The organism is Nonomuraea maheshkhaliensis, assembly GCF_039529435.1.
In the GTDB taxonomy this organism is placed as follows: domain Bacteria; phylum Actinomycetota; class Actinomycetes; order Streptosporangiales; family Streptosporangiaceae; genus Nonomuraea; species Nonomuraea maheshkhaliensis.
On sequence record NZ_BAAAMU010000010.1, the window covers coordinates 126,884 to 142,071 of the forward strand.

Consider the following 15,188-nt stretch of genomic DNA (forward strand, 5'->3'; position numbering starts at 1 on the left):
TTGTACTCTGCACCTAGTAACCGAATAATGCTCGGTTTCCAGGAGGCACTGTGGCAGAGGCGTACATCGTCGGGGCGGTTCGCACCCCCGTCGGCAAGAAGAAGGGCGGCCTTTCCACCGTCCACCCCACTGACCTGGCCACCCACGCGCTGAAGGCGCTGATCGACCGCACCGGCGTCGACCCGGCCGCGGTCGAGGACGTCATCATGGGGTGCGTCATGCAGTTCGGCCCCCAGAGCATGGACATCGCGCGAAATGCCTGGCTGTCGGCAGGGCTGCCCGAGACCACCGCCGGCGTCACGATCGACCGGCAGTGCGGCTCCTCCCAGCAGTCGATCCACTTCGCCGCGCAGGGCGTCATGTCCGGCACCCAGGACCTGGTGGTGGCGGCCGGCGTCGAGTCGATGAGCATCGTGCCCATGGGCGCGTCGATCACGGCCGCCCTGGAGAAGGGCATGCCGTTCCCGTTCGGCGACAAGTGGGTCGAACGGTACGGCAAGCAGGAGATCTCGCAGTTCCGCGGCGCGGAGCTGATGTGCGAGAAGTGGGGTTACACGCGGGACGTGCTGGAGCAGTACGCCTTCGAGTCCCACCAGCGGGCCGCCAAGGCCATCGCCAACGGCTACTTCAAGGACCAGATCGCCCCCGTCAACGGCGTCGAGGACGACGAAGGGCCGCGGGCGGACACGACGCTGGAGAAGATGGCGGGCCTGAAGACCCTCAAGGAGGGCGGCCAGATCACCGCGGCCACGTCGTCGCAGATCTCCGACGGCTCCGGAGCCGTGCTCATCGCCTCCGAGCAGGCCGTACGCGAGCACGGGCTCACCCCGAGGGCCCGCATCCACCAGCTCGCGCTCATGGGTGACGACCCGGTCTACATGCTGACCGCGCCGATCCCCGCCACGCAGCGGGCGCTGAAGAAGGCCGGCATGTCGGTCGACGAGATCGACGTCGTCGAGATCAACGAGGCGTTCGCGCCGGTGCCGCTGGCGTGGATGAAGGAGCTCGGCGCCGACCCGGCCCGGGTCAACCCCAACGGCGGCGCCATCGCGCTCGGCCACCCGCTCGGCGGCACGGGCGCCATCCTCATGACCAAACTGCTGCACGAGCTGGAGCGCACCGGCGGCCGGTACGGTCTGCAGACGATGTGCGAGGGCGGCGGCCAGGCCAACGTCACCATCATCGAACGGCTGTGAAGGGTGGAGCGCCGCCTCCGGGCGTACGGGGGAGGCGGCGCTCCGCTAACTACCATCCCGGTAGTTGTCTAGCGGCCCTTGGGCGGAAGGCGCCGGGGCGGCATGATCGGCCGCTGCGGCATCTTCGGCATCGGGCGCACGACCGGCAACTGGGGCCGGTTTCTCTTGTTTCCTGAGCGAACGCGCATAAGGGAAAGCTCCTCTACGTAACTCACGACGCGGCTCATGGAGGCCGGTCGACATGCTCAGCTGCCGCGTCTCATGGATGGACTGGCTGAGTGGCGGGCGGTCAAGCCCCGCGAATTACAGGTAAAGGCGCATGTCCATGAGGCTAAAGGGGGCTTCGGGGGACGCGCAACCGAATTAATCGCCGGCGGAAACCGTCGTCAGCCGCGTGCCTGGCCCGCCGCGATCACGCTGTCGAGGGCCTCGCGTGACTCGCGCATCGCCTCCATGGCGCGGTCGATCCGGTCGCGTTCGGCGCGCAGCCGCCTCAGCATGTCGGGACAGGTCGGCGCCAGGTGCTCGCTTTCGTCCTCCAGGCACGGCAGCACGGTCGCGATCATCGTGATGCCGAGGCCGGCCGAGAGCAGGCAGCGGATGCGGCGCACGACCTCGACGTGGGCCTCGCCGTATTCGCGCTGGCCGCCGGCGCCACGCTCGGGGCGCAGCAGGCCCTGCTCCTCGTAGTGACGCAGGAGCCGCTCGCTCACCCCGGTGCGTCGGACGAACTCGCCGATGCGCACGTGGCCTCCCTCACGCCGGTCCGACTCTGACGTGCATGTGGGAACTCAGCGTACTCGCATGACGTGGACTTTCCCGGGACCTCAACGCGCGGAGTCGGGCGGCCGTCACCGCCAGGCCGGCCAGGGCGCAGACCAGCACCGTGGCGGAGAGGGGCGCGGGGAAGTAGGTGAGCTGCGCCCAGGTGACCGTGCGGCCGTTCACCAGCACCGACACGAGGTCCGGGTACGCGGCCAGCACCGCGACCGGGACGATCGCGGGCACCAGCCGCGGCCCGATCCGCCACCAGGACCGGCCGGAGCGTCCGGCGGCCCAGCGGCGGGCCCTGACCACGCCCAGCACGCCCAGCCCCAGGGCGACGATCGCGAGCGCGGCCAGCACCGCCTCGAAGAGCTGCCGGTCGCCGCCGGGACCCTCCGGGGTCCGGCCCTCGCTCAGCGCCGCGAGGCCGAGCATGATGTCGTACGTCGGGTCGTACAGGGTGGCGTTGTTGGTCATCACGGCGAAGCCGTAGCCGGTTTTCGGGGAGACGGCCTCGACGGCGTTGTAGGTGAACAGGTTGCCCGAGTGCACGAGCCACCCGTCCTCCTCGATGCCCCACCCCATCCCGTACGGCCGCAGCTCGGTCGGCCGGTGCATGGTCTCCAGGCTCTCCCGCTTGACCAGCGGCCGGCCGCCGCCCGTCTGCGCGATCAGCCATCTGCCCATGTCGGCGGCGGTGGTGACGACCCCGCCCGCGCCGCTGCCGTCGAGGAAGCCGTCCAGCTCGGGCCGGGGCAGCCAGGCACCGAAGAGCGAGTTGTAGCCGTTCGCCGGTCGCACGTCGGCGGCGGAGACGGCGCTGGACGTCATGCCGAGCGGCCCGAACACCCGATCGCGCAGGTAGTCGCCGAACCGCCGGCCCGAGGCGACCTCCACCAGCCGCGCGGCCAGGTCGTAGTTGACGTTGCAGTACTCGTAGCGGGTGCCTGGGGCGGCGGCGAGCCGGGAGCCGGCCAGGCGGGCGGTGTAGCCGGCGAGGGAGGTGGCGCGTTCGGTCGCGGCGATGTCGATCGTGCGGTCGGACAGGCCCGAGGTCTGGGTGAGCAACTGCCGTACGGTGATGCGGGCCGCCCGGGGGTCGGCCATCGCGAACCCGGGCACCTGCGCGGCCACCGGCTCGTCCAGCCTGATCCTGCCGCGCTCCACGAGCGTCATGACGGCCATGGCGGTGAACGACTTGCTCACCGAGGCCACCCGCATGGGGGTGGCTGCGGTGACGGGCCGCCCGTCGGAGTCGTGGCCGTAGCCGGCGGCGTGCACGACCTCGCCGCCGCGCGTCACGACCACGGACAGACCGGGCACCCCGGTGGTCTCCATGGCCTCGCGCAGGTAGGCGTCCACGGCGGCAGGGGTCAGCTCGGGGGCCGCCGGCGCGACGGAAGCCGGGCTGAGGGCGAGGGCGAGGGACAGAAGGAGTTTCACGCTGAAGAACCTAGGAAGGCGGGGCCCGCCTCCGTATCGGCCGACCGTCTACCACTACCCCTGACGAAAGTCAGGTCTCGGGCAGCCGCTCGGGGGCGACCTCGCGGACCTGCTGGAAGATCATCGAGGTGCGCCAGCCGACGATCTCCTTGCGCTTGCTCAGCCGGTCGAGCAGGAACCCGTGCAGGTGGTCGAGGTCCCTGACGCCCACGTGCAGCAGGAAGTCGTCGCCGCCGGAGAGCACGTACACGCTCATGACCTCCGGCATGGCGGCCGCCGACGACTTGAACGCGTTGATCACCGCGCGGCTCAGCGGGCGCACCTGGACCGAGACCATCGCCTGGACGCCGCGGTTGAGCGCGGCCGGGTCGATGTCGGCGTGATAGCCGCGGATCACCCCTTTACGGGTCAGCGCCCTGACCCGCTCCAGGCAGGTCGAAGGGGCGATGCCCAGTTGCCTGGCCAGCTCGCGGTTGGACTGCCGAGCATCCGTTTGGAGCAGGCGCACGATCGCCGAATCTAGTTCGTCCATGGTGCCAGGTTGCCATGCACTTCCGGCCGAACGTTCGATCGAGCCCAGGCCAGGCCGAACGGATGAACTACCTTCGGGCGTCATGAGTGGACGAATGGGAGCCTGGCAGGGGACGGCGCTGCTCGTGGGCGCGGTGCTGGGGCCGGGCATGCTGGTGCTGCCGCACCTGGCCGCGACCGCGGCGGGGCCCGCCTCCGTGCTGGCCTGGGCGGGGATGCTCGCGCTGAGCGTGCCCGTCGCGCTGACCTTCGCCGCCCTCGGCACGCGTTACCCGGGCGGCGGGGGAGTGGCCGCCGTCGTCGGCCTGGCGTTCGGCCGGCACGCCTCCGCCGTGGCCGGCTGGTGGTTCTACGGAGCCGTCCCCATCGGGACCGTCGCGGGGGCGCTCGTCGGCGGCCGGTACGTCGAAGCCTCACTCGGCGTGAACGCCACTCTGGCGGCCTGCCTGATCCTTCTGGCCGCTTTCGCCGCCAACGCGGCCGGGCTGCGCACCTCGGGGCGGCTGCAGATCGTCATGGTCGCCCTGCTCGTCACGCTGCTGGCCACCGCCGTGATCACCGCCGTCCCGCACGCGGACCCGGCCAACTTCACCCCCTTCGCCCCGTACGGCGCCGCCGGCGTGGCAGGAGCGGCCGGTGTGCTCATGTTCGCCTTCGTCGGCTGGGAGGCGGCCAGCCATCTGTCCGCCGAGTTCGCCGACGGGAAGAAGGGCCTGCTCAGAGCCACGGTGATCACTCTCGTCGTGATCGGCCTGCTGTACGCGGGCGTCGCCGTCACCTCCGTCGGCGTGCTCGGCGCGGGCATGACCGGCGTGCCGCTGACCGCGATGCTGGAGACGGGCATCGGCCCGGCGGCGCGGCCGGTCACCGGGGTGGTGGCGGTGCTGCTGTCGTTCGGGGCGGTCAACACCTACATCGCCGGGGCGGCCCGGCTGGGGGCGGCTCTGGCCAGGGACAGGGCGCTGCCGGGCTGGTTCGCCAAGGGCGGAGGGGCGGGCGAGACGCCGTACCGGAGCCTTGGGCTGGTGCTCGCGCTCAGTGTGCCGGTGCTGGTGTGGGGCGCGGACCTCGACCTGCTCATGCGCGCGACCTCGGCCTGCCTGGCGGCGGTCACCTCGGCCGGGGTGGCGGCGGCGGTGCGCATGTTGCCGGCCGGCCGGCACCGGACCACGGCCGTGATCGGGACCGGGATGTCGCTGCTGGGGCTGGCGGCCTGCGGTGCCTACCTGGCGGTGCCCGCCGTGCTGGCGTTGGTGGCGCTCGGAGCGCTGAAGGCGAATGCTCGCCGTTCCTACAAAATCGGGCTATAAACGGCGACAGGACGCCGTCAGGCGGGCAGTACTCATGGGCACAAGGCGGCGCTATGTCGGGAGGTGCGATGACCGAGCACACCAAGTACGCGGAGTCCAGGGAGGTCGGCGAGCAGGCACGCGAGAGGGAGTGGACGCGTCCCAGCTTCGCCAAGCAGCTCTTCCTCGGTGACTTCCGGCTGGATCTGGTGTATCCGGCCCCCGCCCCGCCCGACGAGGCGGCCAAGAGGGGCGAGGAGTTCGTCCGGGCCGTCCGCCGCTACCTCGACGCGCACGTGGACCCCGCCCTCATCGAGCGGACCGCCCAGGTGCCCGACGGCGTGGTGAAGGGGCTGGCGGAGCTCGGCGCGTTCGGCATCACGATCAAGGAGGAGTACGGCGGGCTCGGGCTGCCGTACCTGTACTACTGCCGCGCCCTCATGCTCGTCGGCTCCTACTGCCCGGCGCTGGCCACGCTGCTGTCGGCGCACCAGTCGATCGGCGTGCCCCAGCCGCTCAAGCTGTTCGGCACCGAGGAGCAGAAGCGCGAGTTCCTGCCCAGGTGCGCGGCGGGGGCGATCTCGGCGTTCCTGCTGACCGAGCCCGACGTCGGCTCCGACCCGGCCCGCCTGGGCACCACCGCCGTACGCGACGGCGACGACTACGTGATCGACGGCGTGAAGTTGTGGACCACGAACGGCGTCGTGGCCGACCTGCTGGTCGTCATGGCCAGGACCGGCAAGAAGATCAGCGCGTTCGTCGTCGAGGCCGACTCGCCGGGCATCACGGTCAAGCGGCGCAACTCGTTCATGGGGCTGCGTGGCATCGAGAACGGCGTCACCGAGTTCGCCCAGGTCAGAGTGCCGGCCAAGAACCTGATCGGGCGCGAGGGCGAAGGGCTGAAGATCGCCCTCACCACGCTGAACACCGGCCGCCTGTCGCTGCCCGCCACGTGCGCCGGCAACGCGAAATGGGCCGTCAAGATCGCCCGCGAGTGGGGGAACGAGCGGGTGCAGTGGGGGCGCAAGGTCGGCATGCACGAGGCCGTGGCCACCAAGATCGCCTTCATCGCGGCCAGCGCGTACGCGCTCGAAGCCGTCTGCGAGCTGAGCAGCCGCCTGGCCGACGACCAGCGCAACGACATCAGGATCGAGGCGGCGCTGGCCAAGCTGTACGCCTCCGAGCTGTCGTACCGGGTGCTCGACGAACTGGTCCAGATGAGGGGCGGGCGCGGCTACGAGACGGCCGAGTCGCTCGCCGCGCGGGGCGAGCGCGGCGTGCCCGCCGAGCAGATGCTGCGCGACTCGCGCATCAACCGCATCTTCGAGGGCTCCTCCGAGATCATGCACCTGATGATCACCCGCGAGGCGGTGGACGCGCACCTGTCGGCCGCCGGCGAGCTGATCAACCCCGAGGCGGGCCGCCAGGAACGCGCGCAGGCGCTGCGCCGGGCCAGCCGCTTCTACGCCAAGTGGCTGCCCACACTGGTGGCCGGCACGGGCAACCTGCCCACCTCGTACGCCGACTTCGGCCCACTGGCCGCCCATCTGCGCTTCGTGGAGCGGACCAGCAGGAAACTGGCCAGGTCCACCTTCTACGGCATGTCCCGCTGGCAGAGCAGGCTGGAGCACAAACAATCCTTCCTCGGCCGGATCGTGGACATCGGGGCCGAACTGTTCGCCATGACCGCCGTCTGCCTCAAGGCCGAGGAGGACGCCGGTGACCTGGGGCGCAGGCCGTACGAGCTGGCCGACACCTTCTGCCACCAGGCACGACGCCGCGTGGACGAGCTCTTCGACCGGCTCTGGGACAACAGCGACAGCCATGACGTACGGCTGGCGAACTACGTCCTGGAGGGCCGCTACACCTTCGTCGAGGAGGGGATCCTGGATCCGTCGATCGAGGGTCCGTGGATCGGCACGCCGTCGGGCGGTGAGAACGTCCGGCGGAAGATCATCTGACATCCGGTCTAGACCGGATGTGCGGTCTGATTTCCGCGAGTGTTGTCAAAACGAGACGGACCGGTATAGACCGGCTGCCAAACTCAGGCTTACGCTGGCGCAAACGCGGGCGAGCCGTTACTCGCGCGCCTCATCCCCCAGGGCTGGGTCCGCCGGCTGGTACGGACCAGCTCGGCCCGGTCCGACGAGAAGGCGGTATCTCCAGTGAACATCAAGCTTGTGAGCGGCGCCGCTCTCGGCCTTGCCACGATGCTGGTCCTGTCCAGTTGCGGCTCTGGCGGCTCCGGCGGAGGCGACGACACCCAGGCGTCGGGCGGCGGTGCGGTCACCCTGAAGATGGTCGCGGCCGACTACGGCGACGGCCCCGGCAAGCCCAACTCGGGCGAGACGTTCTGGAAGGGCGTCGTGGACGAGTTCCAGGCGGCCAACCCGAACATCAAGGTCGATGTCCAGGTCATCAACTGGAACGACATCGACAAGCAGGTCGCCACCATGATCCAGAACGGTCAGGTGCCCGACATCCTGCAGACCGGCGACTATTCCGGCTTCGTCGCCGACCAGCTCCTCTACAAGGTGGACGAGGTCCTGTCGCCGAACGTCTCCGGCGACATGCTGCAGAAGTTCGCCGAGTTCGGCAAGGTCGACGGCGCCGCGTACGGCATCCCGTTCGTCTCCTCCGCCCGCGCCCTGTTCTACAACAAGGACCTCTTCGAGAAGGCCGGCATCGCCGAGCCGCCGAAGACGTGGGACGAGCTCAAGGCCGCCGCCGAGAAGCTGAAGGGCGCCGGCGTCACGCAGCCGTTCGGCCTGCCGCTCGGCCAGGAGGAGGCCCAGGCCGAGTCGTTCCTGTGGATGCTGGGCAACGGCGGCGGTTACAAGGACGCCTCCGGCAAGTGGGCGATCAACTCACCGCAGAACGTCGAGACGTTCACGTACGTCAAGGGCCTGGTCGACGCCGGCCTGACCACCCCCAACCCGGGCACCAAGGACCGCAAGACGGTCTGGGAGGACTTCGGCGCGGGCAAGGTCGGCATGGTCAACGGCGGCCCCATGTCCATCCCGATCTTCGACGCGGCCGGCCTGAAGAACTACGGCGTCGCGCCGATCCCCGGCAAGGCCGGACCGCTCGACACCACGCTCGGCGTCATGGACTGGATCATGGCGTTCAACAAGAACGGCCACGCCGCCGAGATCAAGAAGTTCTTCGACTTCTTCTACACCGGCAGCGCCGCTCAGAAGATCTCCGACACCTACAAGCTGCTGCCCGTCACCAACGGCGGCATCCAGAAGCTGTCGAGCGACGAGAAGCTCAAGCCGTTCCTCGACGCGCTGCCCAACGCCAGCTTCTACCCGTTCCAGGACCCCAAGTGGGCCGAGGTGAACCCGGCCATCAAGCAGACCATCGGCGGCGCCGTCAAGGACGACCCCGCCAAGGTCCTCGGTGAGCTGCAGAAGACCGCCGAAGCGGCCGGCTGATCCAGCGGGACACGGATACGGCCGGCGCGCGCCGTCGGCCGTATCGTCCTGGAAAGGTGTCTGATGAGAAGATTGCGCGCCCTGGAGCCCCTGGCCTGGGTCGGGCCCGCCATCGTCCTGATCGCCCTCGTCGTGCTCTGGCCCGTGATCGAGATGATCAGGTCCTCGTTCCTGGAGATCAGCCGGCTCGGCGTGGAACGCGGCTACACCGGCTTCGCCAACTACGAGAAGCTGTTCGGCGAGAAGGACTTCGCCGACATCATGGTCCGCAGCGTGATCTGGGTCGTCGCCGTCGTGGTGCTCACCGTGCTGTTCTCGCTGGCCCTGGCGCAGCTGTTCAACCAGCGCTTCCCGCTGCGCAAGGTGGCCCGCTGGGCGCTCATCGCGCCCTGGGCCGCGTCGGTGCTCATGACCGCGATCATCTTCAAGTGGATGCTCGACCCCGAGGTCGGCGTGATCAACCAGATCCGGCTGAAACTCGGGTGGATCGACGCCATGGGCGGAGCCGCCGCCGACCAGCTCGGTGACGCCTCCACCGCCATGCCGTGGCTGGTGTTCGTCGCGGTGTTCGTGTCGGTGCCGTTCACCACGTACGCGCTGCTGGCCGGGCTCGCCACGATCCCCGCCGACGTGTACGAGGCCGCCCGCATGGACGGAGCAGGACGCCTGCGGACGTACTGGTCGATCACGCTGCCGCTGCTGCGCCCCGCGCTCACCGTGGCCGCGCTGATCAACGTCATGAACGTCTTCAACAGCTTCCCGATCATCTGGGCCATGACGCACGGCCAGCCCGGCTACTCCACGGCCACGTCGACGATCCTCATGTACATCCTCAAGGGCTCCGACATCGGCGAGTCGGCCGCCATGTCCGTCGTCAACTTCGGCATGGTGATCGTGCTGACCGTGATCTTCCTGCGGGTGTCGCGGTGGAACAAGGAGGTGGCGTGATGGCCGTCAAGACCGCGCCGTCGCAGGCCAGGCCACACCATCACGCCCGCGCCGGCCGGGGCGGCGGCGTCGCCGGCGCCATGCCCAAGGTCAAGACCGTCCTCGTCGCCGGCACCGCCTACGTCGTCTCGCTGCTGTTCCTGTTCCCGTACGTGGTCATGCTGCTGACCTCGCTGCGCTCCCAGGACTCGCTGCGCGAGGTGACGTTCTGGCCGCGTGAGTGGATCTGGTCGAACCTCGCCGACTTCTGGGGCACCGGCCTGGCCGTCAACCTCTGGGTCACGATCAAGGTGGCGGCCGGCTCGACCGTGCTCGTGCTGCTGGTGGCGCTGCCCGCCGCGTACTACTCGGCCCGGCACCAGTTCAAGGGGCGCATGGCGTTCCTGGTGCTCGTCCTGATCACGCAGATGTTCCAGCCCACGGCCATGGTCGTCGGCATCTACCGCGAGTTCTTCCAGTTCGGGCTGGTGGACTCGATCTGGGCGCTGATCCTGGTCAACGGCGGGTTCAACCTGGCGTTCGCGGTGTGGATCCTGAACGCGTACTTCGCCTCCATCCCGCGTGAGCTGGAGGAGGCGGCCTTCATCGACGGCAACGGGCGCTTCGGTGCGCTGTTCCGGATCACGCTGCCGCTGGCCATGCCCGGCGTCATCACCGCGCTGATCTTCACGTTCATCGCCGCGTGGAACGAGTTCGTGGTCGCGCTGACCCTGACCACGACCACGGCCAACCAGCCGCTTCCCGTGGCGCTCAACTCGTTCATCGGGCAGTACCAGGTGGACTGGCAGAACCTGTTCGCCGGCTCGGTGATCGCCACCATCCCGGTGATCATCCTGTTCGCCCTGATCGAGCGGAAGGTGGTCGGCGGCCTGACCGCCGGCTCCATCAAGTAGACCGCCCGGCCGCCCCCGGTGACCCCTGGGCGCGGCCGGGCGTCTCACGTGGCTTCGGGGCGGCTTCGGGGCGGGGAGCCTCAGTCCTGCTTGGGCTGGGGCACGCGGGCCACGCAGAACACCGTCTGGCCGAACGGCGGCGTGATGAACCGCTCGATGAAGCGCGTCGTCGGCACCACCGTACGGTCGTAGATCTTGACCAGCCGCGGGTCCGGATAGCCCACGCCGCCCCGGCGCACCGCCGCCCACCACGCGATGCCGCCCAGGAAGTTGATCGGCTTGAGCACCTCGACGTCCAGCCCCGCCTTGGCCACCGTCGTGCCGAGCGTCTTCGGCGTGTAGCGCTGCACGTGACCCACCTTGCGGTCGAAGTCACCGTAGAGCTGCGGATATCCGGGCACCCAGATGATGATCCGGCCGCCCGGCTGCGTGACGCGCGCCAGCGAGCGCAGCGCCTCGGCGTCCTCCTCGATGTGCTCCAGGACGTTCATCATGACGACGGTGTCGACCTTGTCGTCCAGAGGGATGTCCGTCGGCAGGCCGAACTGCAGGACGCTGATGTCGTCGCGGTCGGCGAAGCGCTTGTCCAGCTGCTCGACGCAGTAGGGGTCGAAGTCGCTCACGACCAGGCGGTCGAGACGCGGCATGAACTGCTCGGCGAAGTGGCCCAGCCCCGAGCCGATCTCCAGCATCGAGCGGCCGACATGCGGGGCGACCATGTCGAACTCGTACTGCCGGTAGTTCTTGGCCTCGTCCCCACCCAGGTGGTTCTCCAGGGCCTCGTCACCGGCCGCCGGTTGCACTACACGGTCATACCCAGAAGACATATTCCCGTTCCTTCAAGGGGCTCATGGATTGCCCGAGTCTAATGCCCCGCATCGTCATGAGGATGACACGATCAGCGAAACGCCCTTTCCCAGATGCCCGGGATGCGGTGGAATCTGACTCGTCATGGACGACGATGAGGCGGTTACGCGCTCGCTCGACGGTGACCTGGCCGCCTACGAGGTGCTGGTCGCCCGCTACAGCGCGCTCGCCCACCGCACCGCCGCGATGCTGGGGGCGGGGGACGAGGCGGAGGACGTCGTCCAGGAGGCGTTCGTCAAGGCGTTCCGGCACCTGCCGAGCTTCCGCAGGGACGCGCCGTTCCGGCCGTGGCTGCTGCGCATCGTGGCCAACGAGACCCACAACCTGACCCGCTCGCGCGGGCGCCGCTCCGATCTGGCGCTGCGCCTCGCCGCCGGCGCCGACCCGGTCGCGCCCGACGATCCCGAGGGGGCCGCCGTGGCCACCGACCGGCGCTCGCGGCTGCTGGCCGCCGTACGCGGGCTGCCGGAACGGGAACGTCAGGCGGTCGTCTGCCGGTACTTCTTACAGCTGAGCGAGGCGGAGACCGCGCAGGTGCTCGACTGGCCCGTCGGCACCGTCAAGTCCAGCACACACCGGGGGCTGGCCCGGCTGAGGGAGGAGGTGGGCGGTGAACTCGCGTGAACCCTTCGACGACCTGGAGGCCGAACTCGTCGCGCTCGGCGACCTCCTCGACGCGCCCACACCACCTCCCACCGACGTCGCCGCCGCCGTCCGCGCCCGCTTGGAGGAACGCCACCCGGCAGCCACGGACCTCGCCGACCTCGATGCCTCCGCTGACCCTGGCCCCGATCCTGCGCACGGGCCGATCGCCCTGCCGGTAAGGCCGTCCCGGACCGGGTCGCGGGCGCTGGGGCGGCGTGGGAGGCGGTGGGTGGTCGTGGCGGCCGTGGTCGTCGCCGTCGCCACCGTCACGGCCGCCACCCCCCAGGGGCGCGCCGCCGTGGCGTACATCCTGCGCTTCGCCGGCATCGAGCTGCGGATCGGCGACACCCCGCCCCCGCCGGTCACCACCACGGCCGGGCTCCCGGGGGAGCACACCGTGCCGCCGTCCGCCGTCGCGGGCCAGGCGCGTTTCCCGGTCAGAACGCCTTCCGCCCTCGCCTCTCCGCAGCGGGTGACGGTCTCCGACGGCGGCAGGGTGGTGTCGATGTTCTGGCCGGACGGCATCCGGCTCGACCAGTTCGACGGCGCCATGGACCCGTACTTCTTCAAGAAGCTCGGCCCGCCCTACCCCGACCACGCGGTGGTCGGCGGGCGTGACGCCTGGTGGCTCCCCGGCGCGCACCCCCTGGGCTACATCCGCCGCCAGGACGGCACCGAGGTCCCGCTCCGCCAGGCCGCCCCCACCCTCGTCTGGCAGCAGGGCACGCTCAACTACCGCCTGGAGGGCGCGCGGAGCAAGGAGGAGGCCGTCCGCGTCGCCGAGTCACTCGGGTGACGACGTCAGCCAGTCGTCCACACCCTTGAGCAGTTCCTTGCGCACCGTCTCAGGGGCGGTGGACGAGCGCACGGACTGGCGGGCCAGCTCGGCCACCTCCGCGTCGCTGAACCCGTAGACGTCCCTGGCCAGCTCGTACTGCCGCAGCAGCCGCGTACCGAACAGCAGCGGGTCGTCGGAGCCCAGCGCGATCGGCACCCCCGCGTCGAACAGCCGGCGCAGCGGCACGTCGGCGGCCCGCTCGACCACCCCCAGCCCCACGTTGGAGGTGGGGCAGATCTCGCAGCAGATCTGCCGGTCGGCCAGCCGCTGCATCAGCCAGTCGTCCTCGGCCGCGCGCACCCCGTGGCCGACCCGGTCGGCGCCCAGGTCGTCGACGCACTGCGCGACGCTGCGCGGCCCCATCAGCTCGCCGCCGTGGGGCATGGCCAGCAGCCCGCCGCGCTTGGCGATCCTGAACGCCCGCTCGAAGTCTCTCGCCTGACTGCGCCGCTCGTCGTTGGACAGCCCGAAGCCGACCACGCCCTTGTCGGTGTACTGGACGGCCAGCCGGGCCAGCGTGTTCGCGTCGAGCGGATGGCGGGTCCTGTTCGCCGCCACGATCACCGCGATCCCGATGCCCGCGTGCGTGGCCGCCTGGCGTACCGCGTCCAGCATCAGCTCCAGCGTGGCGGTCAGCCCGCCGAAGCGCTGGGCGTATCCCGACGGGTCGACCTGGATCTCCAGCCACCGCGACCCGGCCGCCACCTCGTCCTCGGCCGCCTCGCGCAGGAGCCGGTAGACGTGCTCGGGACGGGTCAGCACGGACCTGGCGATGTCGTACAGGCGCTGGAACCTGAACCAGCCCCGCTCGTCGGTCGCCCGCAGCTTCGGCGGCCAGTCCTGCTCCAGCGCGTCGGGCAGATGCAGCCCCTGGTCCCTGGCCAGCTCGATCAGCGTCGAGTGCCGCATCGAGCCGGTGAAGTGCAGATGAAGATGGGCCTTGGGAAGGGCATGTAGGGGCCGTGGCATCTGCATATCTTGCCACTCAACCCCTTGACGGGTCGGCCTGTCGGGGGAGGGGTGAGCAGGATCGCTGAGGGCGTACGCCGGGACCGGCCGAACGTACGGTAGGCATCGTCCGGGCGGGGGATCATGGGTGGATGATCCCCGAGGGACACGAGCTCGGCCAGGGTGCCCGCGCCGCTCTGGCGGCGATGGCGCTTGGCGTGACGGCCCTCATCATCTACGGGCTCTTCTCCTCAGGCTTCGGCCGCCCGCCACACCTGGCCCTGCCCACCCCGCGCCCCGCACCCGCCCTGCCCCCGGAGCCCGCACCGACCTCTGAAGGGCCGGGGGCGGCGGCGGGGGCGGTGGGGCCGCGGCCGATCAGGCCGCTCACGGTGATCTCCGCCGACCTGTGGCTCACCCACCTGCCCCAAGGTCTCGAACGCAGCGGCGGCGGCGTGCTTTCACGCCGTCCGGGGGTCGAGGGCGGGGCCTGGGCCAGATTCGGCGAGGCGGGCAGGTTCGTCGAGGTCCAGGTCGAACACGGCACGGTCGCCGCCGACTGGGACCGCTACCGTAAGCGCGTCACCATGTCGGCCGCCCGTCCCGTCACCGTGCGCGGCAAGCCGGCCCTGGCCGGCCGGCATCCCGCCGGCGGCCGGGTGATCGTCTGGCTGGAGCGTCCCGGCACGGGCGCGTGGGTCAGGGTCGGCGATCCGCTCAGTGACGATCTCGTCGCTATTGCCGCCTCCATCAGGGCTCGTGTAGGAGACTAGGAGCCCTTTCCCCCGGTAATCCGCTCACGTCAAAGGGGAGGTCGATGCGGCGGCTGGCAGCGGTGCTCCTCATGTTCACGCTGACGGCGTGCGGCGTCGGCGGCGACCCCACGCCGCCGCTCCAGGCGACCCTGCCCCCGCCCAAGCCGGTCGTCACCCGCAAGAGCATGGCCTCGCTGTCCTGCGACGACACCAAGGTGCACGTGCCCGCCGCGATCCCCGGGCTCGACGCCGCCGGCAGGTTCGCCCGTCTCGACTCGCTCAGGCCGCGGCTCAAGGTGCGCGGCCGGATCTGGCGCGAGGACGACGAGCGCGTGTACGTCGGCGTGGTGTGCGGGGTCCAGACGGCCGAACGCTTCTCCACGCTGGTGGCCAGGTCGACGCTGACGCAGTATCAGGGCAAACCGGCGCTGCGCTGGATCACGCGTACGGGCATGCGCAACTTCATGTGGCTGGAGCGGCCGGGCACCGCCGTCTACATCGGCGCGACGCCCGGCCTGGCCGCGGAGATCAGGACGATCGCCGCCGACATCACCGCGGCCTGACCCGCCCCGCCACCACCGCTTCCCGCCACCACCGCATCCCGCCGCGGCCCCGACCAGGTCGGAACCGCGC

15 protein-coding genes are annotated in these 15,188 nt (G+C 70.3%); 10 read left to right on the forward strand and 5 right to left on the reverse strand.

Annotation, left to right across the window (positions count from 1 at the left end):
* The first annotated feature begins 50 nt into the window (after positions 1-50).
* On the forward strand, positions 51-1,196 hold the full coding sequence (locus ABFX54_RS09665) for an acetyl-CoA C-acetyltransferase (RefSeq protein ID WP_346103316.1): 1,146 nt from the start codon (positions 51-53) through the stop codon (positions 1,194-1,196).
* A gap of 386 nt (positions 1,197-1,582) precedes the next feature.
* Here the strand turns inward: ABFX54_RS09665 and ABFX54_RS09670 are convergent, their stop codons facing one another.
* The 3 genes from ABFX54_RS09670 to ABFX54_RS09680 form a co-directional block, all read right to left on the reverse strand.
* Positions 1,583-1,942: a MerR family transcriptional regulator gene (locus ABFX54_RS09670; RefSeq protein ID WP_346103317.1), complete on the reverse strand. Its 360-nt coding sequence runs from the start codon at positions 1,940-1,942 to the stop codon at positions 1,583-1,585.
* Positions 1,943-1,952: 10 nt separating this feature from the next.
* Positions 1,953-3,404: a serine hydrolase domain-containing protein gene (locus ABFX54_RS09675; RefSeq protein ID WP_346103319.1), complete on the reverse strand. Its 1,452-nt coding sequence runs from the start codon at positions 3,402-3,404 to the stop codon at positions 1,953-1,955.
* 70 nt (positions 3,405-3,474) lie between these two features.
* Complete coding sequence (locus ABFX54_RS09680; RefSeq protein WP_106244299.1) at positions 3,475-3,936, reverse strand: Lrp/AsnC family transcriptional regulator; 462 nt, start codon at positions 3,934-3,936, stop codon at positions 3,475-3,477.
* A gap of 82 nt (positions 3,937-4,018) precedes the next feature.
* Here ABFX54_RS09680 and ABFX54_RS09685 point away from each other — a divergent pair, with 82 nt between their 5' ends.
* The 5 genes from ABFX54_RS09685 to ABFX54_RS09705 all read left to right on the forward strand — a co-directional run bounded on the left by ABFX54_RS09685 (position 4,019) and on the right by ABFX54_RS09705 (position 10,502).
* Positions 4,019-5,245, forward strand: a complete 1,227-nt coding sequence (locus tag ABFX54_RS09685) for an APC family permease (protein ID WP_346103322.1) — start codon at positions 4,019-4,021, stop codon at positions 5,243-5,245.
* 68 nt (positions 5,246-5,313) lie between these two features.
* Positions 5,314-7,185, forward strand: a complete 1,872-nt coding sequence (locus ABFX54_RS09690) for an acyl-CoA dehydrogenase family protein (RefSeq protein WP_346103324.1) — start codon at positions 5,314-5,316, stop codon at positions 7,183-7,185.
* A 204-nt stretch (positions 7,186-7,389) separates the two neighbouring features.
* Positions 7,390-8,661, forward strand: a complete 1,272-nt coding sequence (locus ABFX54_RS09695; protein WP_346103326.1) for an extracellular solute-binding protein — start codon at positions 7,390-7,392, stop codon at positions 8,659-8,661.
* Between the two features lie 63 nt (positions 8,662-8,724).
* On the forward strand, positions 8,725-9,609 hold the full coding sequence (locus ABFX54_RS09700) for a carbohydrate ABC transporter permease (protein WP_346103328.1): 885 nt from the start codon (positions 8,725-8,727) through the stop codon (positions 9,607-9,609).
* Positions 9,609-10,502, forward strand: coding sequence for a carbohydrate ABC transporter permease (locus ABFX54_RS09705; protein ID WP_346103330.1), 894 nt, complete (start codon positions 9,609-9,611; stop codon positions 10,500-10,502). The genes ABFX54_RS09700 and ABFX54_RS09705 overlap by 1 nt, the downstream gene beginning before the upstream one ends.
* Positions 10,503-10,582: 80 nt before the next feature.
* Here ABFX54_RS09705 and ABFX54_RS09710 read toward each other — a convergent pair whose 3' ends face one another.
* Positions 10,583-11,329, reverse strand: a complete 747-nt coding sequence (locus ABFX54_RS09710) for a class I SAM-dependent methyltransferase (RefSeq protein ID WP_346103332.1) — start codon at positions 11,327-11,329, stop codon at positions 10,583-10,585.
* A 124-nt stretch (positions 11,330-11,453) separates the two neighbouring features.
* On the opposite strand from ABFX54_RS09710, the gene ABFX54_RS09715 reads away from it, so the two are divergent.
* Both ABFX54_RS09715 and ABFX54_RS09720 read left to right on the forward strand, forming a co-directional pair.
* Positions 11,454-11,993 (forward strand): RNA polymerase sigma factor, encoded by a 540-nt coding sequence (locus ABFX54_RS09715; RefSeq protein WP_346103334.1) that lies wholly within the window; start codon positions 11,454-11,456, stop codon positions 11,991-11,993.
* The gene (locus ABFX54_RS09720) at positions 11,980-12,810 is read left to right on the forward strand and encodes a hypothetical protein (protein WP_346103336.1); all 831 of its coding nucleotides are present in this window, start codon (positions 11,980-11,982) and stop codon (positions 12,808-12,810) included. The genes ABFX54_RS09715 and ABFX54_RS09720 overlap by 14 nt, the downstream gene beginning before the upstream one ends.
* On the opposite strand, the gene ABFX54_RS09725 is transcribed toward ABFX54_RS09720, so the two are convergent.
* Positions 12,799-13,821 carry an adenosine deaminase gene (locus ABFX54_RS09725; RefSeq protein WP_346103337.1) on the reverse strand — a complete coding sequence of 341 codons (1,023 nt, stop codon included), beginning with the start codon at positions 13,819-13,821 and terminating at the stop codon, positions 12,799-12,801. The genes ABFX54_RS09720 and ABFX54_RS09725 overlap by 12 nt on opposite strands.
* 131 nt (positions 13,822-13,952) lie before the next feature.
* Here ABFX54_RS09725 and ABFX54_RS09730 point away from each other — a divergent pair, with 131 nt between their 5' ends.
* Complete coding sequence (locus tag ABFX54_RS09730) at positions 13,953-14,573, forward strand: hypothetical protein (protein ID WP_346103339.1); 621 nt, start codon at positions 13,953-13,955, stop codon at positions 14,571-14,573.
* Between the two features lie 44 nt (positions 14,574-14,617).
* Positions 14,618-15,118, forward strand: a complete 501-nt coding sequence (locus tag ABFX54_RS09735) for a hypothetical protein (RefSeq protein WP_346103341.1) — start codon at positions 14,618-14,620, stop codon at positions 15,116-15,118.
* Positions 15,119-15,188: the final 70 nt, after the last annotated feature.

What these genes read in the sequence shown, in the direction of transcription:
- ABFX54_RS09710 (WP_346103332.1), bottom strand. Translation starts at nt 11,329, where the DNA reads ATGTCTTCTGGGTATGACCGTGTAGTGCAACCGGCGGCCGGTGACGAG.
- ABFX54_RS09730 (WP_346103339.1), top strand. Translation starts at nt 13,953, where the DNA reads ATGATCCCCGAGGGACACGAGCTCGGCCAGGGTGCCCGCGCCGCTCTG.
- ABFX54_RS09725 (WP_346103337.1), bottom strand. Translation starts at nt 13,821, where the DNA reads ATGCCACGGCCCCTACATGCCCTTCCCAAGGCCCATCTTCATCTGCAC.
- ABFX54_RS09700 (WP_346103328.1), top strand. Translation starts at nt 8,725, where the DNA reads ATGAGAAGATTGCGCGCCCTGGAGCCCCTGGCCTGGGTCGGGCCCGCC.
- ABFX54_RS09705 (WP_346103330.1), top strand. Translation starts at nt 9,609, where the DNA reads ATGGCCGTCAAGACCGCGCCGTCGCAGGCCAGGCCACACCATCACGCC.
- ABFX54_RS09690 (WP_346103324.1), top strand. Translation starts at nt 5,314, where the DNA reads ATGACCGAGCACACCAAGTACGCGGAGTCCAGGGAGGTCGGCGAGCAG.
- ABFX54_RS09680 (WP_106244299.1), bottom strand. Translation starts at nt 3,936, where the DNA reads ATGGACGAACTAGATTCGGCGATCGTGCGCCTGCTCCAAACGGATGCT.
- ABFX54_RS09715 (WP_346103334.1), top strand. Translation starts at nt 11,454, where the DNA reads ATGGACGACGATGAGGCGGTTACGCGCTCGCTCGACGGTGACCTGGCC.
- ABFX54_RS09735 (WP_346103341.1), top strand. Translation starts at nt 14,618, where the DNA reads ATGCGGCGGCTGGCAGCGGTGCTCCTCATGTTCACGCTGACGGCGTGC.
- ABFX54_RS09685 (WP_346103322.1), top strand. Translation starts at nt 4,019, where the DNA reads ATGAGTGGACGAATGGGAGCCTGGCAGGGGACGGCGCTGCTCGTGGGC.